The organism is Brucella pecoris, from assembly GCF_006376675.1.
Classification (GTDB): domain Bacteria; phylum Pseudomonadota; class Alphaproteobacteria; order Rhizobiales; family Rhizobiaceae; genus Brucella; species Brucella pecoris.
The window spans coordinates 149,462-176,175 of record NZ_VEWK01000002.1; the positions used below are offsets into that span (position 1 = coordinate 149,462).

The following is a 26,714-nucleotide window of genomic DNA, read 5'->3' on the forward strand; positions in this document are numbered from 1 at the left end:
AGCGCGCCCATCTGTGCGCGCTGTCTCATTCAACCGGGCCCGATTTACTCAGGCCCGACTTCATCAGGCATGAATGGCGAGCCAGTTGGACAGCACTGCTTCCAGTGCTTCAACCAGCGTTTCGTCTTCCAGCTCTTCAATGATCTCGGCGATGAACGCCTTGATCAGCAGGCCACGTGCGTCATTTTCCGAAATGCCACGGGCCATCAAATAGAACAGATAGTCCTTGGAAAGCTCGGCAACCGTTGCGCCGTGACCGCAGGCCACGTCATCCGCAAAGATTTCGAGTTCCGGCTTGGCATCGAACTCGCCTTCATCCGAAAGCAAGAGCGTATTGCAGGCCATGCGGGCATCTGTCTTCTGGGCGATCTGCGCGACGCGGATCATGCCCTGGAAAACGCCGCGCGCGCGGTCTTTGACCACATTGCGGATGATCTGGGTCGAACGTGTGTTCTCGACCAGATGGCCAACCGTCATGGTAATGTCGGTGTGGGTGTCGTCGGCCAGCAGATTGAGGCCGCGAAGCTCGAAGTCGGAATCTTCACCCGTCACATTGACGTGCACTTCCTGACGAACCAGCTTGCCGCCTGCATTGACGATGTAGAGCGTGAGCTTGGAACCCTTGCCAATCGTCGCATTGAACTGCGAAAGCTGCGTCGCCTGGCCGAAATCGCGCAGGATGACCCAGAGGACTTCTGCGCCGTCACCAACCGAAACATGGCTCACCGACGTCGAGAAAGCATCGCCCTCGCCGCCGTTCTGGCGTTCGATGATCGTTGCCTTGACATCCGAGCCGATACGAACCGGGAAACGCGTGTGGCCCTGCCCGGTCTTCTGGATGTTCTGGATTTCGAGAGGCGCTTCCAGCTCGGTGCCGTCGGCAATCGAAATCATCCAGCCATCGCTGACATAGGCAGCGTTGATCTGGCCGATTGTATCGTCGGCGCCACGTGTCTTGAGCTGGAGAGCCAGCGAGCCGTCGGCCAGCGCTTCACGCACCGGCGTCAGCGAAACACCTTCTGGCGCCTTGGCGTCAAGCGCAACGCCATTGCTGGCGGCCAGAATGGTGGAACCGGCGAGCAAAGCCGAAAGCGGCTGCGTACCCGCAGAGCTGTCGAATGCCGCAACGCCCTTCAAAAGCGTGCGGAAATCCGTGTAATGCCAGCTTTCGACGCGACGGGATGGAAGCCCGTTGGTCTTGAGCAGTTCAAGCGCCGTATCGCGTGCAACAACGACATCGCCGTTGCCGGACAAATTGCCGATAAGATCGCCAAAGCTGTCGATCAGCGCGCTTTCAGCGGGCGTCCTCGGCTTTGCGGTCTGAGCGGTCTGGATATTCATAATCCAATCCTCCTCAGGCTGCTTCGCCGATTACTTCGGCATAACCGTTTTCTTCCAGATGCAGTGCGAGGCTCTTGTCGCCAGACTTGATGACCTGGCCCTTGTAAAGCACGTGCACGCTATCGGGAACGATGTATTCGAGCAGACGCTGATAGTGAGTGATGACGATCACGGCGCGGTCTGGCGAACGCAGAGCATTGACGCCTTCCGAAACGATCTTCAGCGCATCGATGTCGAGGCCGGAGTCGGTTTCGTCGAGAACGCAAAGGCTTGGCTCCAGAAGCTGCATCTGAAGAATTTCAGCGCGCTTCTTTTCGCCGCCGGAGAAGCCGACATTGAGCGGGCGCTTGAGCATGTTCATGTCGATGTTGAGGCCACCAGCGACATCTTTCACGCGCTTGATGAATTCCGGAATCTTCAGTTCCGGCTCGCCGCGCGCCTTGCGCTGGCTGTTCATCGCGACCTTCAGGAATTCCATCGTGGCAACGCCCGGTATCTCCATCGGATACTGGAAAGCGAGGAAAATGCCCTTAGCGGCACGTTCCGCCGGGTCGAGTTCGAGGATCGACTCGCCATTATAGAGAATGTCGCCTTCGGTCACTTCGTAGTCGTCGCGACCGGCGAGAATGTAGGACAGCGTGGACTTGCCCGAACCGTTCGGACCCATGATCGCAGCCACTTCACCCTTGTTTACGGTGAGGTTCAGGCCACGGATGATCTCGGTATCCGTGTCGGCGATCTTTGCATGGAGGTTCTTGATCTCAAGCATGAATGTAAACCTTGTTCTAATGCCAGGAAAAGGCTGGCCAGAAAATCACTGGGAAAGAGGCGCGTGGGTTAGCCCACACTACCTTCAAGCGAGATGCCGATAAGCTTCTGGGCTTCGACGGCGAACTCCATCGGCAGTTCCTGAATGACTTCCTTCACGAAGCCATTGACGATGAGAGCGATTGCCTCCTCTTCCGGAATGCCGCGCTGCATCACGTAGAACAACTGGTCTTCGGAAATCTTGGAGGTGGTTGCCTCGTGCTCGAACTGCGCCGTAGCGTTCTTTGCTTCGATGTACGGCACCGTATGCGCGCCGCAATCGTTGCCGATCAGAAGCGAGTCGCACTGGGTGAAGTTGCGGGCGTTTTCAGCCTTGCGATGGGCCGAAACCTGTCCGCGATAGGTGTTGTTGGACTTGCCGGCCGAAATACCCTTGGAAATGATGCGGCTCGACGTGTTCTTGCCGAGATGGATCATCTTGGTACCCGAGTCGATCTGCTGATGACCGTTCGACACGGCAATCGAGTAGAACTCGCCGCGTGAATTGTCGCCGCGCAGAATGCAGGACGGGTATTTCCAGGTGATGGCGGAGCCGGTTTCAACCTGGGTCCAGGAGATCTTGGAATTGTCACCACGACAGTCGCCGCGCTTGGTGACGAAGTTGTAGATGCCGCCCTTGCCGCTGCTATCGCCCGGATACCAGTTCTGGACCGTCGAATATTTGATTTCGGCGTTCTCCATCGCAACCAGTTCAACCACAGCAGCGTGAAGCTGATTTTCGTCGCGCTGCGGCGCGGTGCAACCTTCCAGATAGGAAACATACGCGCCTTCTTCAGCGATGATGAGCGTACGTTCGAACTGGCCGGTGTTCTTCTCGTTGATACGGAAATAGGTCGAAAGCTCCATCGGGCAGCGAACGCCCTTCGGAACATAAACGAACGAACCATCCGTGAAGACAGCCGAATTCAGCGTGGCATAGTAGTTGTCCGATACCGGAACCACCGATGCCAGATATTTCTGCACCAGTTCGGGATGTTCGCGGATCGCTTCCGAAATCGAGCAGAAGATCACGCCCGCCTTGGCTAGTTCTGCCTTGAAGGTGGTCACGACCGACACGCTGTCGAACACGGCATCGACGGCCACGCGGCCGGATGCATAGACGTTGTCGGAGGGATTGTCGTCGATTTCGCTCGGATCGCCCTGCTTGCGGACACCGGCAAGAATCTCCTGCTCACGCAGCGGAATGCCAAGTTTTTCGTAGGTCCTGAGAAGTTCCGGATCGACTTCATCGAGCGACTTTGGGCCGCTCTGGTTCTTCGGAGCCGCATAGTAATAGGCATCCTGGAAATCGATCTTCGGATAATCGACGCGCGCCCAGCTTGGCTCTTCCATGGTGAGCCAGCGTTCATAGGCCTTCAGACGCCATTCCAGCATCCATTCCGGCTCGTTCTTCTTGGCGGAAATGAAGCGAATGATATCTTCGTTCAGGCCCTTGGGAGCCTTTTCTGCTTCGATCGTCGTCTCGAAGCCATACTTGTACTGGTCCACGTCAAGGCCGCGGACCTGATCAATGGTCTCCTGCACTGCAGGCATTGGCGTTCTCCATCCTCGTCGGGGTCAAGGCCCGACAGTTGCAAACGTCAAGGTGATATGTCTTGAACAATACCGCCTCAATATAGTGTGCGTGGCCCTTCTTTAAAACCTCTCTAAACTGAATTTCAAGCACCGGGTTCAAATTTGCCCCTAAAAATGCCGATTAAAACGATCAACTTAATGAAACAAGCTGATGATACGTGGATTGCGGGGGGCGCCTTCCTGCTTTGACGCCTTGATTTCCCTTAAAAAATTGGAGTGACCGATCCGCATGATCAGAATCATGCTCGCCCTTGCCCAACACATGTAGGAACATACATAGCCAAGTGAAAGGGAGACCATGATGAGCACCCAGAACCTGCAGGACTATGTAAAATTTCTCGAACAACAGGTGAATGACGAGGGCCGCACCATCGAGCAACTGAAGTTTTTTCAGGACGCCCACGACAAGTTCAATATTTCAAACGCCAGCGCTTCAAACGACATCGCCGCTGATATAGCCAAGCGGGAAGAGTTCAAAACGCGCTACGAGGGTTATATTGCGGCTGCAAAACAGAAGCTCGGTCTCGACTTTTAAAGCGCGTTTCGATCTGATTGATTCAGATCGGCGCTCTAAATATTAGTTTTAACGCGCATCTTTCCCGAAAACCGTTTCACACTTTTCGGGATGCGCTCTAAACTGTGATCAGGCTTTCCCAGCACGGCGCGCGATAATCTTGCGAAACACGTCGAGAAACGCATCGACGTCCTCCGGCGTCGCTGTGGGTTCAAGCGACACACGGATCGCTCCGAGACTGTCTCCGTGTCCCATGGCCGACAGCACATGGCTGGGGCCCACCTTTCCAGACGAGCAGGCCGATCCTGCCGAAAGTGCGACCCCGCCTAGATCAAACGTAATCTGTACGGTTTCCGCTTTTTGCTCCTCAAGGGAAAAGAACGTCGTGTTCGGCAACCTGTCGACCGATTTGCCGTAGATCACGGCATCCGGGGCGATTGCCTTCAGCCCGGCTTCCAGCCTGTCCCGCATAGCCGAGGACCAGCCATCACCGTCCAGTCGTGCCTTGGCAGTATCTGCCGCAGCACCAAAACCTGCAATCAGCGGCAGAGCCTCAGTTCCCGCTCTATGCCCCTTCTCCTGACCACCACCGCGAACGAGCGCCCTCGGCATCATGAGATCGGAAATGGCGATAACAGCACCAACACCTTTCGGCCCACCGATCTTGTGTGAGGAGATTATGAGGTAGTCTCCGCAATTATCTGAAATATCTAATTTAATGCGCCCTGCAGCCTGAACCGCATCGATGATATAAATGCCGCCCGCAGCCTTGACGATGGCCGCAATCTCCGCAATCGGCTGGATGATGCCGGTTTCGTTGTTGGCGGCCTGTATCGCCACAAGCGGCAGCCCTTGGCTTTTGTCGTGATCGGCGAGAGCTGTTCTTAGGGCATCGAGTTCTATGATGCCATTTGCATCGACCGGTAGAATGGTGACGTCCTGCGCGGCAAACTGGCCACCGGACAACATGCACGGATGTTCCGTATCACTCACATAGAGATGTGACAGGCGAACTGGTGAACGTCCCATCATGTATTGAGGCGTCAGCAGCGTCGATGCGGCTTCCGTTGCTCCTGATGTAAAGAAAACATGGTCTGGCCTGGCATTGACAAGCGCTGCAACGCTCCGGCGCGCTGATTCAATGAGCGCGCGCGCGGCGCGGCCTTCACGATGAACGGAGGATGGATTGCCGGTAATGCCGAGCGCATTGATGACCGCATCCCGTGCTTCATCAAGCAACGGAGCACTGGCATTATAATCCAGATAGAGCCTCTTGCCGCTCCCGTTCACCGTACCTATCTCCTAAACAAAATTCTGGAAGCGCAATTTTCTTGAATTTTCAATCAAGAAAAGCCTATTAAGCCCCCATAGGAACTGAAACTCGCTTTCAGTCTGTCGAAATTTCAAACCGGTTCTAGAAGCGGCGACCAACGACGTCAAGTTTCGCCGCCCAAGTCCGGCCTTCCCGTTACGAGCGGAGTACACATGCCAGAAGTCATTTTCAACGGCCCTGCCGGACGCCTCGAAGGTCGCTATCAGCCTTCCAAAGAAAAGAATGCTCCGATCGCGCTTATCCTTCATCCGCATCCGCAATTCGGCGGAACGATGAACAACAAGATCGTCTACGATCTTTTCTATATGTTCCAGCAGCGCGGCTTCACCACCTTGCGCTTCAATTTCCGCGGGATTGGCCGCAGCCAGGGTGAGTTCGACCATGGCGCAGGCGAACTGTCGGATGCGGCAAGCGCACTTGACTGGGTGCAGGCGCTTCATCCCGATTCCAAGACGTGCTGGGTCGCCGGTTACTCGTTTGGTTCCTGGATCGGCATGCAGCTTTTGATGCGCCGCCCGGAAATCGAAGGCTTCATTTCCGTTGCACCACAGCCGAATACTTATGATTTCGCTTTCCTCGCACCCTGCCCTTCATCCGGCCTCATCATCCATGGGGATCAGGATAAGGTGGCACCACCGAAGGATGTGCAGGCATTGGTCGACAAGCTGAAGACCCAGAAGGGTATCACGATTACCCAGACCACGATTCCGGGTGCGAACCACTTCTTCACTGGTCAGGGCGATGAACTCATAGAGGATTGCGCCGAGTATCTGGATCGCCGTCTGGCAGGCGAGCTGGTTGAAGTGCGTCCTAAGCGGTTGCGTTAAACCTTAAGCAATCCGGCAAGTCGTTTTCCAGATTTGCAACGTCTCATCCGGCGGGTCTCCCGCCGGATTTTTCATGCGATGTTACCATCGCCTTCAAATGATTCGTTTTCTCAAATCCATCTTATGGGCGTGACATGCCGGTTTATGCTTTCCTTGCTATCGCCATCGTGTCCGAAGTCATCGGGACGCTCAGCCTCAAGGCATCAGAAGGGTTCACACGACTGGGACCGTCTCTGATCGTCGTGGTCGCTTACGGCCTGGCCTTCTACTTTCTTTCCATGACGCTGAAGACCATTCCCGTCGGTGTCGCTTACGCGGTCTGGTCCGGGATCGGGGTCACGCTCGTCGCCCTGATCGGCTGGCTGTTGTTCGGCCAAAAGCTCGATATGGCTGCAGTGGTCGGTATGGGGTTGATCATTGCGGGTGTCATTGTGCTCAATCTGTTTTCGAATACTGCGCAACACTGAGGCCGATGCCGGCTGCTTGCGATCAACGAAGCCAAATTACTGGTTCGAAACCCGCCAATTCGGGAGTTTCCTTGTTTTTGGCGGTTGATTGGTGCTAAAGGCGGACTTATCACATGGGTGTAAGCAGCCGCTTGCGACCAGTTTCAACTTCGCCTTATCAGTCAGGGAAAAGGAATGTCCGGTTTCAAATCCGATTTTCTTCGCACGCTTTCCGAGCGTGGCTTCATTCATCAGATTTCCGATGAAAGTGGCCTCGACGAATTGTTGGCCAAGGAAACCGTGACGGCCTATATCGGCTTCGATCCTACGGCTCCGAGCCTTCATGCAGGCGGCCTGATCCAGATCATGATGCTGCACTGGCTCCAGCAAACCGGGCACAAGCCTGTTGCGCTGATGGGCGGCGGCACCGGCATGGTCGGCGATCCGTCCTTCAAGGACGAAGCCCGCAAGCTGATGACCGAGGATACGATTGCCGAGAACATTGCCGGCATCAAGCGCGTCTTCGCCAACTACCTCACCTTCGGTGACGGCGCGACCGACGCCCTGATGGTCAACAATGCCGACTGGCTGCGCAACATCAACTATCTGGAATTCTTGCGTGATGTGGGCCGTCATTTCTCGGTCAACCGCATGCTTTCGTTCGATTCGGTGAAGACGCGCCTCGACCGCGAACAGTCGCTGTCATTCCTCGAATTCAACTACATGATCCTTCAGGCCTACGATTTCGTGGAACTGAGCAAGCGTTATGATCTGCGCCTGCAGATGGGCGGCTCGGATCAGTGGGGCAATATCATCAACGGTATCGATCTCGGTCACCGTATGGGAACCCCGCAGCTTTATGCCCTCACCTCACCGCTGCTGACGACAGCATCGGGCCAGAAGATGGGCAAGTCGCTTGGCGGCGCAATCTGGCTGAACGCCGAGATGCTGAGCGCCTACGATTTCTGGCAGTACTGGCGCAACACGGAAGATGCCGATGTCGAGCGGTTCCTCAAGCTCTACACGACGCTTCCGCTGGACGAAATTGCCAAGCTGGCTGCCCTTGAAGGTGTCGAAATCAACGAAGCGAAGAAAATCCTCGCGACGGAAGTAACGGCGATGCTTCATGGGCGCGATGCTGCCGAGGAAGCTGCAGAGACTGCCCGTAAGACCTTTGAGGATGGTGAACTTTCCGAGAATCTTCCGACGGTTGGCGTTCACAAGGCAACGTTGAACAGCGGCATCGGTGTACTAGCATTGATGGTTCTGGCCGAGCTTTGCACGACTAACGGCGAAGCCCGCCGTCACGTTGAAGGCGGCGCCGTGCGCATCAATGACGAACCTGTCAGCGATCCTCGCATGACCGTCGATGCCAGCGCGTTGAACGATCAGGGCGTCATCAAGTTGTCGCTCGGCAAGAAGCGCCACGTGCTGATCCGTCCTGCATAAGCCGGACGATCATTAAACGAACAAAGCCGGGCTTCACGCCCGGCTTTTTGTTAGCACGCTCGAACCATTTCACTTTTCGCAATGCGCTTTAGAGCATAATCCGACCAGAGTGAAACGAGGGCGATCGAGATTATTCTTTAAATAGAAGAAGTTAGAGCGCCGATCTGATCCAATCAGATCGAAACGCGCTCTAGAACTCAAAGATCGAACGGAATATGCCCGGCGCAATGACGGAGATCGGATTGACCATCACCTGTGGCTGCTTGGCGCTACCCGCAAGCTTGTAGGTAATTCCGATTAGGCCCCGATCGCGCCCGTTTCCAAGCAAAGCACCGAAGATGGGAACTTCGCCGAATAGCCGGTTGACGCCATAGGCGGGCATGAACGTGCCGGTGATCGACATGTTACCCTGCTTGTCATAGAGCGTTCCCTGGAAAGTGGTGCCGACGGTCGGGCCACGCACCACACCCTTGGACAGATTCAGATAACCGTTGCCTTTCTCAATCAGTGAAAAGCCGCGCTCGATATCAACCCGTGAAACGTCGATATCGCGCTTTACGGCCTGATTGAGACTTGTGCCGCCGCTGGACGGCGGGCTGGAAACGATTTTCGCAAGACGCGGTTCATTGATGATAGCAAAGTTGCGCGCATCGATCTGTCCACGCAATGGGCCGTTGCCCTGTGCAGCCAGTCCGACCGTGATTTTGCCGCCACGCATCTTGTCATAGAAATCGAAGAACCGAAGCACCGCTCCAGCATCGTTCGATTGCAGCGAGATCGATCGCGCGTCGCCCTGGTCGTTATTCGTAGCCACGAAGGATTCGCCGGACGATGTGACGGCATTGACCGATACGCCTGAAACTTTACTGCCTGCGCTTTCATAGGAAACGGCAACATTGCGCAGAGTTTCACTATTAAAGCCGCTGACTTCATCAAGCTGGGCGCTAACGACCACACGCGGATTGTTGGATTTTCCACCGCTGCTACCCTTCTCGCCAAGATCGGAAACCTGCTTGATCAACGCACGCGCGTCGAATTGCGAACCACGCACGTTAACCCGATAACCGCCACCACTTTTGGTCGCCTTGACTGAGAGGTTGTCGTTTCTGTTCAAACGGATCTCGCTGAAATTCGCCGATTGGAAATCGCCTTTCGCAATGGAAAGATCGCCCTTCGCGCCGAAAGCATCGCCGGAGAACACAAGATTGTTGATGTCCATCTTGCTTTTGTCGTCAGCACCCTGGACCAGATCGAAAGTTGCTTTTGCCGGTATGCCTGCGCCTTTGCGCCATCCAAGCCAGGGCAGATCAATCTGCGTCTTGCCAAGATCGGCCGAAACACGCCGCTTGCCGCCATCTTCCATTCCAAGATCCACCGACATCGGGCCGGAAAAGATGGAGCTTAGCCCAGGGAAGACCGCATCACGGCTCTTGTCGTCAATATCAAGCTTGATTTTCTGTTCACGTTTGGCCGGTCCCGAACGATCCACCGGTTCCGTCATACTGACTTTGGCAGGAATGCCGTCGAGCTTTGCATCGGCGGTAATAATGGCTGCCGACTGATCGACTTTGATGTTGCCGGTCGCATCACTGACGGAGGAGCCCGCTATCGGCTTCGAAATATCAAGGCCAGTGAAGCCAATATCAGCGTTCCATTTAAGTGTGCCGGGTGGCGGATCTTTGGAAACAGCAAAATTCACCTTCACGCGCGACTTCACATCGCCGGTCACATCGCCAGGCAGAAAAGGCACATTCTTCAGAACGTCGATAGGCTTGTTACCGGCGATTTCGGCAATTGCCGAGGCCTCACCCGAGACACCGAGATCCAGCTCCGCGATAACGGGGCGCTGCGGTCCCCAGGGAATAATAAGCGTGCCGTCTGATACGTCTACCTTGCGATTATTCGGTGTGTAGGCCACGCCTTTCAAAAGCTTGATGGTCGTATAGGCGCCACGAACCGATATTTCGCCATCGGCATCCCGCACCGGCGGCAGCTCACCAACCACATCGAAGCGCGTATCGAAAACCTTGAAATCCGCCTTGATTTCATCGCCCGTCAGCGGTGGCGGCAGGCCCGGTCCATTGAAGCGACCACCCGCGAGCGAAATATCGATGCGGCTGTCCTTGACGGTCCCGCCGAAGAGGTTTTTCAGCACCCATTCGCGCGCGCCGTCCGCGACATCGATTGGCCAGAGATGCTTGGCGTCGGCAACGGGCATTTTGGGAATGCGCAGCACGAAGATCATTTCCGGCGAGCCGTCGCCGAAACCCATGCTTCCCTGGCCAAAAAGCTGACCGGTTTCCGTCTGCACGTCGAGATTGGCAAATTGGATGCGCTGCTGGTCGGCCATATAACGTCCGGCAATGCGCGTGGCAAAAGATAGCGGCGGGTCGGTCGATTCCGATGGCATGCTTGTCGCTGACGTGGTCAGGGCCTCGAAGCGATATGTCGGCCCCCCGGTGTTGTTTTCAGATTCCGGTTCCGGGCCGAAGGCGCCGTTGAACTGCGCCTGCATACCACCGAGCTGCAACTTGGACGGCTTGATCTCGATCTTACGGCTTCCCACCGTATGTTCGAGGTTAAGGCGAATACCACCACGCACATCTTCAACCTTGCCAAGCTGCATATCTATGCCGTCAACAGCGAGTTCAGTCGCGAGACGTTCGGCTTTGTCGCCATCGGCTGCGGATCCTGTCAATGACAACCGCGCCACAGCTTCCAGTTCGAAATGGGCCGGGTTAACGCGATTGCCATTTATAACCGGAGAGACTTCAGGCGGAGACCCCAATGCAACGGGGATGTCGCGAACGTTCAGTTCAAAGCCAGCAAGGCTATTGTCAGCCACATGGCGGTCAATCGTGCCGTCCAGTGCAATTTTCTTGCCTTTCCAGACGACGCTGCCGGTGATGGCGATCTTTCCGCCGTTTTCAATGAGACGAGCCTGTTCTATGTCCAGAACCTGTTGCTCATCGCCGACCTTGAAAGCGATAGTGCTGTTGAAAATGCTTATGACATGCGTGTCTTGCGCGCGTAAAAGCTCCAAACTACGGCGCATGGCACCGAAAAGCTCACCAGAAATAGCATCAAAATCGATGATGCCATGTTCATCGTAAGGCAAGGACTTCCAGAAGCCAGGCCCTTTCGTTTCCGGCATTTCAAAAGAAACACCATCCACTTCGAGCTGAGCCACTCGTACCTTGCCAGTCAAAAGCGGAAGCGGTGCCAGTCCCAGACGTACGGACTTGATTCCGCTGATTTCGAGACCCTGTTTGGGGTCTGCAATCGATACGTTGCGAGCTTCCAGTGCAACATGACTGTCCTGATCCAGAGATAGCGCCGCGCTCCCAATGGATGCGGAGGCACCCTCACCAAGAATACGAGTCAGGCTTTTCTGTGCTTCGTCACGCAATAGATTGCTGTCAACGCCACTGCGAAGAATGACAAAACCGGCACCGACGACGAGAACCAGAAGAATGCAGATCGACAAAATTGCATGGGAACAGCGCGACAGAAATGAACGGCTCGAACGCGTCGCGCCGGGCAAATAGCCACACTCGCCGTCAGCGGCGAGACGTTCGATTCTTTTCATCTCCCGCTTGCTGAAGCGGATCTTCTGCGGTTTCTCTGTCAACAACCCAGCCAGAAAAAGAGTGCTATGCCAAACGGTCTCTTAGAATTTACTTCATTAAGCGACCGTAATTATATGTTTTACAACGACTTCCAACCCGTTTCATGCGTTTGCACCGGCAACCGTGCGCCTATCCTCCAACATCACGAAGACGCTGACATCAATGGTTGCACAAGCCTTGCCTGAATGCGATAGCTCAGACTGTAACAGGTGGTTTCCATCCTAATCCATAAAAGAAAGGCGCAGATATGGCTCATCCCCAGGTTGGCGATCCGGCACCCGATTTCACTCTGCCTTCGGATAATGGCGAAATCTCCCTGTCATCTCTCAGAGGTAAGCCAGTCGTCATCTATTTCTATCCGAAAGACGATACTTCCGGCTGCACCAAGGAAGCGATTGCTTTCTCTCAGTTGAAACCGGATTTCGACACTATCGGAGTTCGTGTCATCGGTCTTTCTCCCGACAGCGCAGTAAAACACGCAAAATTTCGCAAGAAGCACGACCTGACTGTTGATCTTGCTGCCGATGAAGACCGTGTGGCGCTTGAAGCCTATGGCGTGTGGGTCGAAAAGAGCATGTATGGTCGCAAATATATGGGTGTGGAACGCACGACCTTCCTGATCGATGCGGATGGGCACATCGCTCGTATCTGGAACAAGGTGAAAGTCGCCGGTCACGCCGAACAAGTGCTTGAAGCCGCTCGTGCGCTCTGAACGATGCCAAACAAAACATCATACGAGCAGACGCTGCGCGGAAACGCCATTCGCGCCATATCTGCTTGTGATCTGGATGAAAAAGTCAGGCTGACACGAGAAACCGCTCATCGCTGGTTTGGACGTACGCTTTCGGTGCGCAGCCCGCTTGATCCACCGTTGCCAGACCGTCCGGGGCGCCCGGCCAAGCCGGAGCTTGTGCCGCCGCGCATGATGAAGAAGCGCTCGCTCCACACGGAGCATGGGCGAATTGCGCTCATGCATGCACTCGCCCATATCGAGCTGAATGCAATTGATCTTGCACTCGACATCATTGCCCGGTTTGCCGCCAAACCCATACCGCGCAGTTTCTTCGATGGTTGGATGAAAGTCGCCGACGATGAAGCCCGCCATTTCACGTTGTTGCGCGACCGTCTCAAGTCGCTCGGCGCAGACTATGGCGACATGCCTGCCCATGACGGGCTTTGGCAATCGGCACATCAAACCCGCAACGACCTTGAAGCTCGTCTCGCTGTCGTGCCGCTTATTCTTGAGGCGCGCGGACTTGATGTTACACCATCCCTGCTTGAGAAGATGATTGAGACCGGTGACCATGAAACCGCTGCGATCCTCGACGTCATCTACAATGATGAGAAAACGCATGTTGCCGTGGGGGCCAAATGGTTCCGATTCTTCTGCGCGCAGAACAAAATCGATCCTGCAGCGAGATTTCGCGAACTGGTTCGTGCCAATTTCCGTGGCGACCTCAAACCGCCCTTTAATGAGCTGGCGCGCGCCGAAGCTGGATTGACGCCGTCCTTCTACCGCTCTCTATCGCCGGTATCGATCTAGTCGCTTCCTCAAATGCGCCGCTGGTGAAAACAAACCCGGTCGCATGGTCCGCGCAAGCCTCAAATGTAAAGGTCTGTTAACCCTAATAAGTTGTAATCAAGCTAGGGAATCGAGAAGGGGCATGCGGCTGGCATGACTGGGAAGCAGGCGAAAACATCGACAAAAAAGGTGTTCGGAGAGCGCAAGGAACCGCCTGTCCTCATCATTGCGCGCGGTGAAAAGATCAGCCATTTCACCTTTCGTCCCTGGATGGCAGCCCTTGGTGGTGCAGCTTTTCTGGCGCTTTCGGCAGGGTATCTTGGAGCGACTGCTTATCTCGTACTGCGCGACGACCTGATGAGCGCTGGCATCGCGCGTCATGCCCGTAATCAGCAGCTCTATGAAGATCGCATTTCCGCACTTCGCACCGAGGTTGACCGCATTACCAGTCGACAAATGCTCGATCAGCAGGTGATGGAGAACAAGGTTGCCGAATTGATGCAGCGTCAACAGACCTTGAGTGCGCGTGACGGAAAACTTGCTCCCTTGCTGGAACGAGCTTCGCAATTGCAACCGATGCCGGAAATGCCAACGGAGAACGCACCAGATCTGGAAAAGCATAGTCAGCTTATCCCCGACGAGGCTCTGGCAGGACACGATTTTCCGGGTATAGACCCGATCATCACCGGGCCTGTGCCCGGAAAATCTCTAGCTGAAAAGCCTGACCGTCGGGCCGACGCTGGTTCGATAGGGTTGCGTCTCTCAGGTGGGCTTTCGGGTGAATCGACACTAGAGACCTCCGACAAGATACTGGCCACCATCACCCAGAACCTTCATCGCATCGAGAGCGAACAGAACGGCAAGGTGCGCGTGCTGGCAGATGCAGCTTATGAAAAGGCCGACAGTATTATCGATACTTTGAATGCCGCCGGATTGCGGATCGAAACGCCGCACAATGCTGCCATAGCGATGGGTGGACCGCTTATTCCGGTTTCGTCACCCGGAACTGTGATCAATGATTTCGATATGCAGTTGCGTAACCTTGATAGCGCCCTTGATCGGCTCGACCAGGTACGCAAACGTGTGAGTGCCCTACCCCTTGCCAATCCTGCACCGGACAAACCTGTAACGAGCCTATTCGGTGTGCGCCGTGATCCGTTTCTCGGAACGGCTGCGTTCCACTCCGGTATTGACTTCCGTGCAGCCTATGGACAGTCGGTGAAATCCACCGCAGCAGGCAAGGTCACGAAGGCGGGTCGTTTCGGTGGATACGGTAATATGGTCGAGATCGACCACGGCAATGGATTTTCGACCCGTTTCGCTCATCTCAGTCGCGTTGTTGTGCGCGATGGGCAGCATGTCGCCGCCGGAACCATTGTGGGTGAAGCAGGAAGTTCCGGACGCTCGACTGGCAGTCACCTGCATTATGAAGTCCGTGAAAACGGGCGCGCGGTCAATCCTGTCAATTTTCTCAAAGCGGGCAAACAGATAGAGCCATTGCTTTAAGTTACTGAAACGAAAAAACCCGGCCAGAAGCCGGGTTTTGTTTTCTATGCACGTGTATTTACGATTAATCAATCGATGTCGTCGACCATTTCGCCGCCGCCCTGAATACGGTGGGCAAGTGCGGCTTCCATAAATGGCGTAACGGTACCATCCAGCACTTCCTGCGGGTTGGTGCTCTCAACGCCGGTGCGCAGATCCTTGACGAGCTGATAAGGCTGCAGAACGTAGGAGCGAATCTGATGCCCCCAACCGATGTCGGTCTTGGTGGCATTCGCCGCATCCGTCGCTTCTTCGCGCTTTTTCAATTCCTCTTCATAGAGGCGTGCGCGCAGCATCGACCATGCCTTTTCCCGGTTCTTGTGCTGTGAGCGCTCCGCCTGACACTGCACCACGATTCCAGTCGCGATATGCGTGATACGCACTGCTGAATCCGTGGTATTGACGTGCTGGCCGCCCGCACCCGAAGCGCGGTAGGTATCGATGCGAACATCGGCTTCCGTAACCTGGACATCGATATTGTCATCGATCACAGGGTAGACCCAGATGCTGGCAAAGGACGTGTGGCGGCGAGCGTTGGAGTCATAAGGCGAGATGCGGACCAGGCGATGGACGCCCGATTCTGTCTTCATCATGCCGTATGAATTGTGCCCCTTAACGAGAATGGTTGCGGACTTGATGCCCGCTTCTTCGCCATCATGCACTTCCATCACTTCGACCTTGCGGCCGCTGCGTTCCGCCCAGCGCGTATACATGCGCAACAGCATCGACGCCCAATCCTGGCTTTCCGTGCCGCCAGCACCGGCATGCACTTCGACATAGGTATCGTTCGCATCGGCTTCGCCCGACAGCAGCATGTCGATCTGGCGACGATCAATCTCGACCTTCAGCTCACGGATGGTATTTTCCGCGTCCTCGATGATCGACTTGTCACCTTCCTCCTCGCCCATGGCGATGAGTTCGATGCTATCTTTCAGCGTCTGGGTAAGCTGATTGATGCCATTGATGCTGTCTTCCAGTTGCTGGCGCTCGCGCATCAGCTTCTGGGCTTCCTGGGCATCATTCCACAACGTGGGATCTTCGGCTTTCTGATTGAGATAGCCGAGACGTTTTATCGCCTGATCCCAGTCAAAGATGCCTCCTCAGCAGGCTTATGGCCTGCTTGATTTCGTCAACCAGCGTCTCGATTTCCGCGCGCATGGGCAAATCGTTCCTTCAATATCAGTCTATTTCATCTGAGAAGCTGAACCGGTCGGTTCAGGCGCCGCGGACCATAGTGAGCACGCGGCGCGGTGTAAAGGGTAAAGCCCTGCTTTTCCCGATCAGTAAAGTCCGCCGGAACCGGAGTTGATCGCACGGGTTGCCTGCGGCGACTGTGGCGCAACGGGTGAACCTTCACGGAACGAATCCATGCCAATGACCGAATAGCTGTCAGACGGGCCAGTACCCGGCTTGAAAGCCTCCATGATCACATTTGGATCGCCTTGATTGGCGCGCATGCCGGTCTTCCGGTTGATAGCGATAACGGTCATGCCTTCAGGCACGCGGAAATCCACCTTCGGCGTACCGGCCAGAGCTTGCTCCATAAAGGACTTGAACACTGGCGCTGCCAGACCGCCACCGGTATTGCCGCGACCAAGTGGCGTGGGTGTGTCGTAGCCCATGAAAACGCCGACCACGAGATCAGGAGTGAAGCCTACGAACCAGGCATCCTTCTCGTCATTCGTCGTACCGGTCTTGCCGGCCATTGGACGATCGAGGCTCTTCAAAATCTGCGCCGTACCGCGCTGAACGACACCTTCCATCATCGACGTGATCTGATAGGCGGTCATCGGATCGAGCACCTGATCGCGATTATCGATCAATGTAGGCTCATCCTGATTGGCCCATTCCTGCGCATTGCAGCCCTCGCACTGGCGCGCGTCGTGCTTGAAGACGGTCTTGCCATAGCGATCCTGAATGCGATCGATCATCGAAGGCGTTATGCTCTGGCCGCCATTTGCCATGATGGAATAGGCCGTCACCATACGCAGAACGGTTGTTTCGCCCGCACCAAGCGCCATCGAAAGAACGGGCAGCATCTTGTCGTAAATACCGAAGCGTTCAGCATATTCAGCCACGAGCTTCATGCCCATGTCCTGCGCGAGACGCACCGTCATCACATTACGCGACTGTTCGATACCGTAACGCAGCGTGGACGGGCCGGAGAACTTGCCGGAATAATTCTTCGGAGCCCAAACGCCAAGCGAACCACCCTGATTGACTTCCAGCGGACCATCCAGAACCACGGAAGCAGGTGTATAGCCGTTATCGAGGGCCGCAGCATAAACGAACGGCTTGAATGAGGAACCCGGCTGGCGATAGGCCTGCGTCGCGCGGTTAAATTCCGATTCCGCGTAAGAGAAACCGCCGACCATGGCCAAAACACGGCCCGTATGCGGGTCCATGGCGACAAGCGCGCCCTCAAGCTTCGGCGGCTGCTGGAGACGATAGCGGGAATCGCCTTCCTTGGAGACATAGACGATGTCGCCCGCCTTCAGAACACCTTCCGGCGACTTCGCGCTGGTACGCTTGCCACCGATATTCACGACGCGCATCGCCCACTTCATATCATCGGCAGCGATGAACGCGCGCTTGCGTTCCTTACTGCGGGAACCTGATGCCTCAAGCGGCGGCTGCAGTCCGATATCGGCGCCTGCAGCAGAAACATTGAGCACAACGGCGAGCTGCCATTCCGGCACATCCGAGTAGGACTGCATATCACCGAATGCTGCGCCCCAATCGTTGCCCAGCTCGACATTCTTCATCGGTCCGCGCCAACCGCGTGCTTCATCATAGCGAAGCAGTGCCGCCTGCAAGGACTTGCGCGCTTCAACCTGAAGGGTTGGATTCAGCGTTGTGCGAACAGAAAGACCACCTTCATAAAGCGCATCGACACCGTATTTCTGGATGATCTGGCGGCGCACTTCCTCGGTGAAATATTCCGACGCAAACACATAATGGGCGTCCGAACGTTCCTTGACACCGAGCGGCTGCTTTTTGGCTTCGGCGGCTTCTTCGGCGGTGATGTAGCCGTTTTCGCCCATTCGATCGATCACCCAGTTGCGGCGCTCGATGGCGCGCTCTGGCTGGCGGAACGGATGATAATTGTTCGGGCCTTTAGGCAAAGCTGCAAGATATGCGCTTTCGGCGATAGAAAGCTCGCCGACCGATTTGTCGAAATATGTCAGTGCCGCACTGGCGATACCGTATGAACCAAGACCGAAGAAGATTTCATTGAGATACAGTTCGAGAATACGGTCCTTGGAGTACGCCTGCTCGATGCGCATAGCCAGAATGGCTTCCTTGATCTTGCGATCATAGGTCTGCTTCGACGTCAGAAGGAAGTTTTTTGCGACCTGCTGAGTGATAGTAGATGCGCCGACCGGACGGCGGCCGGAACCCATATTCTTGACGTTGGTTATCATGGCGCGAGCAAGACCCGCGAAGTCGAGGCCATGATGTTCGTAGAAGGTCTTGTCTTCAGCCGAAACGAAAGCCGCTTTGACGCGGTTCGGAACAGCCTGAATGGGAATATAAAGACGACGCTCACGGGCAAACTCTGCCATGAGGCTACCATCGGAGGCGTGAACGCGCGTCATTACCGGCGGCTCGTATTTTGCGAGCACCTCGTAATCTGGCAAATCCTTCGTGAGACTTCCGACGTAAAGGGCGACGCCACCTGCCACGAGGAGCATCAGCACCGTTCCGATCCCGAAGAAATATCCGATAAGCCTTACCATAAATGCGGAATCCTGCCTTCAGATTATTCACATGATAAGGGTCAAAGCACGAACAGCCAACCCTTTAACCCAATTTTGCCGTATAGCAACCACTGGCTTAGTGACCAGCAAATGAGTCAAAGGCAAGATGGTTTACGTGTTTTTACCAATTTAACGCTGTCACTTTCGTCCGCATGACGAAAATCCACAAAACTGTTGCAAGCATGCATCTTATAAGCTGAAGCGCATTCAACACCAAGCGGACATATCCACTTTCCAGCTCCCTACCCTTTGCTCATGCTTGCCGGATGCTTCAACGTTTCGAAAGCCTTGATTGCAATCGCCAATCGATCCGCGAGCCTCTTGCGCCATTCCGGGTTACTAATCAGCTTTTCATCCTCGACGTTGGACAGATACCCGATTTCGATCAGAACGGACGGCACATCCGGCGCGCGCAGGACCTGGAAACCGGCGAAACGATGCGGATTATTGATGAGGTTCACCTGCCCTTGCAGGGAATGTATCACCTTCTCGGCAAAACTCAGCGAGAATGTATGCGTTTCACGTCTTGTCAGATCGAGAAGGATATCGGTCACCTCGGGCTGCTCTTCTGGTGCGGCTCCGGCCAGACTATCCGACTTGTTTTCACGCTCAGCCATGGCGCGCGCAACAGAGTCCGATGCCTTATCGGAGATTGTGTAAACTGTTGCGCCGCGAATATCGTGCTGGTTGATCGTATCTGCATGGATGGAAATAAACAGATCCGCCTCATGTTGGCGGGCAATCCGCACCCGTTCGGAAAGGCGCAGAAAAGTATCATCAGAGCGGGTCATCAGAACTTTGATGTTGCTTTCCTGTGCCAGACGATCTCGCAGCTCCTGCCCGAAAGCGAGCGTCAGATCTTTTTCCTTGATACCACTGAGGCTTTCAGCTCCGCTATCGATACCGCCGTGACCAGGATCGATCATAACGGTAAACGGGCGCGCGGCAGACGCATTCCGCGATATAGCCTGAATGGGCTTTTCACCCCGGTCCGTCGAGCTCGTTATTTCCTCGCGGCCTTTCAATTGTTCCGCAAACTCCCGGTCCGAAGTGGCAACGACATCGGCCACCAAGCGGTAACCCGATTCACTTTCATTTTTCAGAATGCGAAGATCCTCGACCTTGAAGGGACCGCGCAATGTCAAGATCAGGCGTGAACGGCCCTTGCCGACGAGTCCATAGCGAACGCGAGATACGAGCCCTCGGGCTTCCAGACTTTTTTCATCGAAACCAAAGCGTGTTTCAGGCAAGTCGACGACAAGGCGATGCGGATTATCGAGAAGCAAGGTCGAAAGTTTTGGTTCCCGATCAAACATGACGACGATGCGCGTTCGCAGATCATCGCCGGCCATACGGAAGGTCAGCGCAGATAGTGGAGAAGTGATGCGATCGGCAGCAAAGACAGATGCGGTTTGGAACAGCGAAATCGACAAAAGAGCAAACAATGCCAGGAGGCACCTTGCACTCGGCAATCGTGTCATAGCGTTTTCAGCGCTTCGAAAATGCATCAGCCGCCACAATCAAGAACAACATCATTGAATGACTGGTATCAATAATCGCGATACCGGCACGCTTGCCCCTGCACCATCTCGCCCGAATACCCATTAAAACACTCGTACAGAACTACAGTTAATGAAGGATTTCCAGCCGTATTTCGACCTTGAATAGGTCCTATACTCAGCTTTCGGCGAAATTGCGATACGAATGTCAATTGATATTCGCACTTGTCATCGTTCAAACGACGCCATAAAAGCTATGAAAGGTTATGGGTGAACTATCAGAATCGTTTGCCGGTTCTCAAAACGAACCGCAAGTAATGATAGTGAAAACAGCGGCATATTCATTCGCCGCCCTCGATAACCGGCACAGAATTCAGCGGAGATGTGGCTCCCCCGCCCTCCGTTTCTATCGGCCGACTGCGCATCTTTACGCGCTGTCGCCAACGCTCGAAAAGAGCAAAGAGGTCGGCCCGGCTTTTCCGGGTCATATATGAGGTCGTTTCGTTCGGAACAGCTATGGGTCAAGCAAGACTGACCATTGCGAACCTGAAGACCGTGATCGCCACGAGGCCGTCGCGCGCGGAGGCAGCAGCTTTTATTCCGACGAACCCAGAATCATCCGGCAGATGCAACGCAGTGAGCACGGCGGCCCTCAGGGTTTTGCCCGGCGTACGCGTTTTGCGTCTTGGCGCCGGCAGGAAAGACAATAATGTCCAACAAAATGCTTATAGATGCCTCCCACCCGGAGGAGACCCGGGTTATCGTTACTCGGGGCAACAAGATTGAAGAATTCGACTTTGAGTCGGAACACAAGAAGCAGCTCAAAGGCAATATCTATCTCGCACGCGTCACCCGCGTCGAACCTTCGCTTCAGGCTGCGTTCGTGGAATATGGCGGCAATCGCCATGGTTTCCTCGCATTCTCGGAAATCCATCCTGACTACTACCAGATTCCGGTAGCAGATCGTCTCGCTCTGCTTGAAGCGGAAGCAAAAGCTGCACGCGCCGAAGACGATGAAGACGAACCACGCGCCAAGAGCGAACGCACCGAACGAAATGATCGTTCGCGTCGCAACCGTCGTCGCGGTCGTCGTGATGGCCAGAACGGTGAAGCGCAAGCCAATGCTTCCGACAAGGAATTCCCAGCGGCTGAGCCTGTTGGCCCGGACTTTGAAAATTACGTGCCGGGCACACCGGCTATTGCCCTCTCGCAGAAAAGCGACGTGATCTCCGAGGCTGTCGAAAACGGCGACGAAGACGAAGTCGAAAATGAAGAGGATATGGTCGAGTCGGTCGGCTCGGAAGATGCTCTTGAAGAGCTTCCAACGCATACTCGCACCAATCGTCGCCAGTACAACATTCAGGAGGTCATCAAGCGTCGCCAGATTATTCTGGTGCAGGTGGTCAAGGAAGAGCGCGGCAACAAGGGCGCAGCTCTCACGACCTATCTCTCGCTTGCCGGACGTTATTCGGTGCTGATGCCAAATACCGCGCGCGGTGGCGGCATTTCGCGCAAGATCACCAATCCGCAGGATCGCAAGCGTCTGAAGGAAATCGTCAAGGAACTCGAAGTGCCGCAGGGCATGGGAGTGATCCTGCGCACAGCCGGTGCAAACCGCACGAAGGCCGAAGTCAAGCGCGACTATGAATACCTGATGCGTCTTTGGGAAAATGTGCGCACGCTGACGCTGCAATCGACCGCTCCTGCCCTCGTATACGAGGAAGGTAGCTTGATCAAGCGGTCGATCCGTGACCTCTACAACAAGGACATCTCGGAAATCCTCGTTTCCGGCGAAAACGGTTACCGCGAGGCCAAAGACTTCATGCGCATGCTCATGCCGAGCCATGCAAAGGTTGTTCAACCGTACCGTGAACAGGTTCCCATCTTTACACGCAACGGGGTTGAAGCACAGCTCGACCGCATGCTGCTGCCGCAGGTCACGCTTAAATCGGGCGGTTATCTGATCATCAATCAGACGGAAGCGCTTGTCGCGATCGACGTCAACTCGGGCCGTTCGACGCGCGAACATTCGATTGAAGACACAGCGCTCCAGACCAATCTGGAAGCTGCCGAAGAGGTTGCGCGCCAGCTACGCCTGCGCGACCTTGCCGGCCTGATCGTCGTCGACTTCATCGACATGGAAGAAAAGCGCAACAATCGCGCCGTCGAAAAGAAGATGAAGGACTGCCTGAAAGATGACCGTGCCCGCATTCAGGTAGGCCGCATCTCGCATTTCGGCCTCCTGGAAATGTCGCGCCAGCGTATCCGTGCATCCGTGCTTGAAAGCACGATGCAGGTCTGCCAGCATTGCGGTGGCACTGGCCATATCCGCTCGGATTCCTCCATGGCGCTGCATATCATTCGTGGCATTGAGGATTATTTGCTGCGTCATTCCGGTTTCGACATTCACGTCCGCACACCGGCTGCATCGGCGCTTTATGTTCTCAATCACAAGCGCCAGCTTCTTGCCGATCTGGAAGGACGCTTCGGTGCAGCGATCAGCATTGACGCCGATGAAAGCGTCGGCCACCAGCATTTCGTCATCGACAAGGGCGCGCCGTCCACGCGGCCTATAACCCAGCCTCCGGTGCAGCCGATGGCCTATATCGAAGACGACATCGAAGATCCGGAAGTCCCGGTTGATGAGGATGAAGCCGAAGAGGAAACGACGGCTGAGGTTCAGGTTCGTGAAGATCGTGGTGATGAAGCTGACCGCAAGCGTCGTCGTCGTCGTCGTCGTCGCGGTGGACGCGATCGCGAAAACCAGGAACAGCCAGCAACGACCGATTCCGAGTCGGACGAAGTTTCCGACGAAGACGATGACGCCGATGAATCTCAGGAAACATCTTCGAATGCTTCATTGAGCGAAGAAGATCGCCGCAAGAAGCGCCGCCGCGGTCGCCGTGGTGGGCGGAAGAATCGTCGTGATGACGAACCCCGTGCGCGTAAGGTTCCCGATCCTGAGTTCGTCGGATATACGCCGGTTCTGCCTGTAAAGGTCGAAGAAGCTGTTGCTGAAGAAGTTGCAGCCGATGTCACTGAAGCGGCTGTTCCCGTCGCCGAAACGGCAGTTGAAGAAAAGCCCGCCAAGCCCGCTCGCAAGACGCGTGCTCGCAAGTCTGCAAAGACTGAAGAAGTGGCTGAGGAAGTGGTTGCCGTTGAGGTAGAGGAAAAGCCTGCCAAACCGGCCCGTAAGACCCGTGCTCGCAAGAAGGTGACTGAAGAGGCACCTGTTGAACCAGTAGCGGTCGCCGATGAGCCGGAAGCGGAAACGGAAAAGCCGAAGCGGCGTACCCGTAGAGCTGCCGCCAAACCGATGGTTGAAGTCGAAGAAGTGGCGGTGGCCGACGCAGAGGTAGCAACTGTTGTCGAACCGCAGAAAAGCGCTGAGCCTGTTGTGACCTCGAGCGAGAGCGAAGAGCAAAAGCCCAAGCGCGCAGGCTGGTGGCAGAAAAAGGGCTTCTTCTAAGCACCGCGTCATGCTTGAAATGAAAAAAACCGGCGGAAACGCCGGTTTTTTGTCTTTTAGAGCGCATCCCGAAAAGTGTGAAACGGTTTTCGGAAAAGATGCGCGTTAAAACAAGTATTTAGAGCGCTGATCTGATTCAATCGGATCGAAACGCGCTCTAACGGAGATCGATGTTTCAGAAGCCGAACAGATTCAGGCTTTCTGTTGTGGCAGCCAGTTTTCCAGCCTGCGGACAGCCTCTTCCATTTCCTCAATCTTTCCAGCATAAGAAAAGCGCATTGTGCGGTGTCCATCCAGCGGGTCGAAATCGCGCCCAGGCGTCGCCGCGATGTTGATTTCAGCAATCATACGGCGAGCAAATTCCATGCTGTCATTGGTGAAACGCGAGACGTCACAATAGGCGTAGAACGCACCGTCCATCGGTGCGGCCAAGCTAAGACCCACGCGCGGAAGGTGATCAAGCAGGATAAGCCGGTTCTGACGATAGCGATCTTTCACCCGCTCCAGTTCCATCGTTGCATGAAAAGCTTCGATGGCAGCACGCTGTGAAAGCTCCGGCGCGGAGATGTAAAGGCTTTGGCTCAGTCGCTCGATGGCACGAATATCGCTCTCGGGCAGCACCATCCAGCCGATACGCCAGCCGGTCATGCAGTAATATTTGGAGAATGAGTTGATGACTGTCACATCGTGGGAAATCTCCAATGCAGTGACATCATCCGTTTCATAGGAAAGCCTGTGATAGATTTCATCCGAAATAACCCGGATGCCCAGATCGCGGGCTGTATTTATAATCGCTTTCAGTTCCGGTTTGTCTATGACCGCGCCGGTGGGATTGGCGGGGCTCGCAAACAATACGCCCTTCAAAGGCTTTTCAGCATGTGCCGCTGCAAGCGCTTCAGCAGTCAGCGATGCCGACGTTCCGTTGCCGGTCGGTATTTCCACGACTTCAAGGCCAAGCGCCGTCAATATATTGCGATAGGCAGGATAGCCTGGACGTGTAATGGCAACCCTGTCGCCCGGATCGAAATAGACCAAGAATGCCAGATTGAAGGCGGCGGATGAACCAGTGGTAACAGCAATTCGCTCTGGCGAGACCGAAACACCGTAGTGGTCGGCATAATGGGAAGCAATCGCCTCTCTCAATTCAATCAGCCCGAGAGCGTCGGTATAACCGATGCGACCGTCTTTCAAAGCACGCTCTGCCGCTTGTCGAACGATCTCGGGCGCCGGGTCGGCAGGCTGTCCCACCGCCATGGAAATGATTGGATGCCCGGCTGCGCGGCGACGGTTAGCCTCCGCCAAAACGTCCATGGCATGGAAGGGCTCGACCGCGCTGCGGCTGGAAAGAGTGACCAACTTTACCTCCAGAAAATTGCGAGTGTCGCTTTCTACACCCGCCGTATAATCGCCGGATTGCTAAAGCAACAGCACCTATCGAGAAAATACGACCAAATCCCGATCTGGAGATTATGCCGCCGCTCCGTCTATCGGTGACTGAATGCAAAGGTTATAAGATTCGCGCCGGTTTCAAGAAGGAAGAACAGCACGATGGGGACGATGACTGCACCTTTCCCAGCCAGAAGATTTTCTTTCCAAGGTTTAGTTCGCCGCTCAGTCGCTACAGTGGCCGCACTGTCCATAGCTGTTACCAGTGCCCTGCCCGCATTCGCTCAATCGCGCGGCGGTGGTGTGCCTATCGTTCGGGATGCGGAGATCGAGGCACTTGTTGCCGATTATGCCGCGCCGATCCTCAAGGTGGCTGGCCTGGGCGGTCGTGGCGTTCGAGTCATTCTGGTCAATTCACAAAGCTTCAACGCCTTCGTCGATGGACGCCGTATTTTCATCAATACAGGCGCGATCATGCAGGCCGAAACACCCAATGAAATCATCGGCGTGATTGCGCACGAATCGGGACATCTTGCGGGCGGACACCAGGAACGCTTGCGTCAACAGCTAAGCCGCGCCCGCAATATGGCGATCATCGGCATGCTGCTTGGTGTAGGAGCTGGCGTTGCAGGTGCTGCAAGCGGCAGCGGCAATGCGGCAGGCGCCGGAGCGGGCATTGCCATGGGCTCAAGCGAAATCGCCATGCGCAGCGTACTCAACTATCAGCGCACTGAAGAAATGACTGCCGATCGCCTTGCCGTGAACTATCTCAATGCCACAGGACAATCGACCAAGGGCATGCTTGATACTTTCGAGCGCTTCGCGTCCGCTCTGTCGCTTACAGGCACTCAGATCGATCAATATCGCATCAGCCACCCGCTTCCGCGCGAGCGAATTTCGAACCTTGAGGAGCTTGCGAGAAAGAGCCCTTATTTCAACAAGACCGATTCTCCAGCCCTGCAGATGCGCCACGACATGGCTCGGGCGAAGATTGCGGCCTATTCCGGCAATATGGGTGCATTGCAGCGCATGTTCCGCAGCAATCCCGGCGGGCTTCCGGCGCGTTATGGCAATGCAATCACGACGTTCCTGAACGGCTCGGCCCGTGCCGCATTGCCGAAATTCGATGCATTGATCAAGGAACAGCCGAAGAACCCGTATTTCCAGGAAATGCGCGGTGAAGTCTTGCTGAAAGCCAACGATGCAGCAGGGGCGGCAAAGGCCTTTCAGAAGGCCGCTTCGCTCGACCCGCGCAAGTCACCGCTGCTGCGTATGAGCTATGGGCGCGCGATGATGTTGACAGGAGCCAAGGCAAACATGCCGACGGCAATCAAGGAAATCAAGGCAGGCATTGCTTCCGATCCAGAGTTTCCCGGCGGCTACGGCTATCTGGCACAGGCTTATGGACAACAAGGCGACATGGCCCTCGCAGACCTCGCCACTGCCGACATGAACTATTATTCGGGCAAGCTTCAACAAGCCCAGATCTTTGCCATTCGTGCACAAAAGCAGATGAAACCCCGTTCACCTGAATGGCTTCGTGCGCAAGACATAATCAATGCCAAGAAAAGCAAGTAGGACAGTCGTTCG

At 55.3% G+C, this 26,714-nt stretch carries 19 protein-coding genes; 9 read left to right on the plus strand and 10 right to left on the minus strand.

All coding sequences use genetic code 11. The features are described from left to right. Nucleotides 1–63: 63 nt before the first annotated feature. From sufD to sufB, 3 genes are all read right to left on the minus strand, one after another. Complete coding sequence (gene sufD, locus FIB18_RS03955) at nt 64–1,341, minus strand: Fe-S cluster assembly protein SufD (RefSeq protein ID WP_140019536.1); 1,278 nt, start codon at nt 1,339–1,341, stop codon at nt 64–66. A gap of 13 nt (nt 1,342–1,354) precedes the next feature. Continuing rightward, the gene (gene sufC, locus FIB18_RS03960; RefSeq protein WP_078338532.1) at nt 1,355–2,110 is read right to left on the minus strand and encodes a Fe-S cluster assembly ATPase SufC; all 756 of its coding nucleotides are present in this window, start codon (nt 2,108–2,110) and stop codon (nt 1,355–1,357) included. A gap of 68 nt (nt 2,111–2,178) precedes the next feature. After that, on the minus strand, nt 2,179–3,702 hold the full coding sequence (sufB, locus tag FIB18_RS03965; protein ID WP_105541740.1) for a Fe-S cluster assembly protein SufB: 1,524 nt from the start codon (nt 3,700–3,702) through the stop codon (nt 2,179–2,181). Between the two features lie 343 nt (nt 3,703–4,045). Here sufB and FIB18_RS03970 point away from each other — a divergent pair, with 343 nt between their 5' ends. Beyond that, complete coding sequence (locus FIB18_RS03970) at nt 4,046–4,279, plus strand: hypothetical protein (protein WP_105543192.1); 234 nt, start codon at nt 4,046–4,048, stop codon at nt 4,277–4,279. Nucleotides 4,280–4,387: 108 nt separating this feature from the next. Here FIB18_RS03970 and FIB18_RS03975 read toward each other — a convergent pair whose 3' ends face one another. Further along, complete coding sequence (locus tag FIB18_RS03975) at nt 4,388–5,548, minus strand: cysteine desulfurase family protein (protein WP_140019537.1); 1,161 nt, start codon at nt 5,546–5,548, stop codon at nt 4,388–4,390. Between the two features lie 195 nt (nt 5,549–5,743). On the opposite strand from FIB18_RS03975, the gene FIB18_RS03980 reads away from it, so the two are divergent. The 3 genes from FIB18_RS03980 to tyrS all read left to right on the plus strand — a co-directional run bounded on the left by FIB18_RS03980 (nt 5,744) and on the right by tyrS (nt 8,313). After that, nucleotides 5,744–6,418 carry an alpha/beta hydrolase gene (locus tag FIB18_RS03980; RefSeq protein ID WP_140019538.1) on the plus strand — a complete coding sequence of 225 codons (675 nt, stop codon included), beginning with the start codon at nt 5,744–5,746 and terminating at the stop codon, nt 6,416–6,418. 134 nt (nt 6,419–6,552) lie between these two features. Next, complete coding sequence (locus tag FIB18_RS03985; protein ID WP_140019539.1) at nt 6,553–6,885, plus strand: DMT family transporter; 333 nt, start codon at nt 6,553–6,555, stop codon at nt 6,883–6,885. Between the two features lie 174 nt (nt 6,886–7,059). After that, nucleotides 7,060–8,313, plus strand: a complete 1,254-nt coding sequence (tyrS, locus tag FIB18_RS03990; RefSeq protein WP_140019540.1) for a tyrosine--tRNA ligase — start codon at nt 7,060–7,062, stop codon at nt 8,311–8,313. Nucleotides 8,314–8,503: 190 nt separating this feature from the next. On the opposite strand, the gene FIB18_RS03995 is transcribed toward tyrS, so the two are convergent. Next, nucleotides 8,504–11,902: a DUF3971 domain-containing protein gene (locus FIB18_RS03995; protein ID WP_140019541.1), complete on the minus strand. Its 3,399-nt coding sequence runs from the start codon at nt 11,900–11,902 to the stop codon at nt 8,504–8,506. A gap of 287 nt (nt 11,903–12,189) precedes the next feature. On the opposite strand from FIB18_RS03995, the gene FIB18_RS04000 reads away from it, so the two are divergent. From FIB18_RS04000 to FIB18_RS04010, 3 genes are all read left to right on the plus strand, one after another. Then, nucleotides 12,190–12,654, plus strand: coding sequence for a peroxiredoxin (locus FIB18_RS04000; RefSeq protein WP_140019542.1), 465 nt, complete (start codon nt 12,190–12,192; stop codon nt 12,652–12,654). A gap of 3 nt (nt 12,655–12,657) precedes the next feature. Further along, entirely contained in the window at nt 12,658–13,485 is an 828-nt protein-coding gene (locus tag FIB18_RS04005; protein ID WP_140019543.1) for a ferritin-like domain-containing protein, read from the plus strand. Nucleotides 13,486–13,617: 132 nt separating this feature from the next. Further along, a complete protein-coding gene (locus tag FIB18_RS04010; protein ID WP_140019544.1) occupies nt 13,618–14,970 on the plus strand; it encodes a M23 family metallopeptidase in 1,353 nt (450 codons plus the stop codon). Nucleotides 14,971–15,038: 68 nt separating this feature from the next. Here FIB18_RS04010 and prfB read toward each other — a convergent pair. From prfB to FIB18_RS04030, 4 genes are all read right to left on the minus strand, one after another. Beyond that, nucleotides 15,039–16,167 (minus strand): peptide chain release factor 2 gene (gene prfB / locus FIB18_RS04015; RefSeq protein WP_140019545.1). Its coding sequence is split into 2 segments (ribosomal slippage): nt 15,039–16,097 and nt 16,099–16,167, totalling 1,128 coding nucleotides; the frame shifts between segments, so codons are not numbered across the junction. A 122-nt stretch (nt 16,168–16,289) separates the two neighbouring features. After that, the gene (locus tag FIB18_RS04020; RefSeq protein WP_140019546.1) at nt 16,290–18,749 is read right to left on the minus strand and encodes a penicillin-binding protein 1A; all 2,460 of its coding nucleotides are present in this window, start codon (nt 18,747–18,749) and stop codon (nt 16,290–16,292) included. A 263-nt stretch (nt 18,750–19,012) separates the two neighbouring features. Beyond that, nucleotides 19,013–20,251 (minus strand): N-acetylmuramoyl-L-alanine amidase, encoded by a 1,239-nt coding sequence (locus tag FIB18_RS04025; RefSeq protein ID WP_140019547.1) that lies wholly within the window; start codon nt 20,249–20,251, stop codon nt 19,013–19,015. 539 nt (nt 20,252–20,790) lie between these two features. Beyond that, a complete protein-coding gene (locus tag FIB18_RS04030) occupies nt 20,791–20,976 on the minus strand; it encodes a hypothetical protein (protein ID WP_140019548.1) in 186 nt (61 codons plus the stop codon). A 2-nt stretch (nt 20,977–20,978) separates the two neighbouring features. Between FIB18_RS04030 and FIB18_RS04035 the strand changes: the two genes are divergently transcribed. Then, complete coding sequence (locus FIB18_RS04035) at nt 20,979–23,738, plus strand: ribonuclease E/G (RefSeq protein WP_140019549.1); 2,760 nt, start codon at nt 20,979–20,981, stop codon at nt 23,736–23,738. 192 nt (nt 23,739–23,930) lie between these two features. Here the strand turns inward: FIB18_RS04035 and FIB18_RS04040 are convergent, their stop codons facing one another. Continuing rightward, on the minus strand, nt 23,931–25,094 hold the full coding sequence (locus tag FIB18_RS04040; protein ID WP_140019550.1) for a pyridoxal phosphate-dependent aminotransferase: 1,164 nt from the start codon (nt 25,092–25,094) through the stop codon (nt 23,931–23,933). A 192-nt stretch (nt 25,095–25,286) separates the two neighbouring features. Here FIB18_RS04040 and FIB18_RS04045 point away from each other — a divergent pair, with 192 nt between their 5' ends. Then, the gene (locus tag FIB18_RS04045; protein ID WP_140019551.1) at nt 25,287–26,702 is read left to right on the plus strand and encodes a M48 family metalloprotease; all 1,416 of its coding nucleotides are present in this window, start codon (nt 25,287–25,289) and stop codon (nt 26,700–26,702) included. The last annotated feature ends 12 nt before the right edge of the window (nt 26,703–26,714 follow it).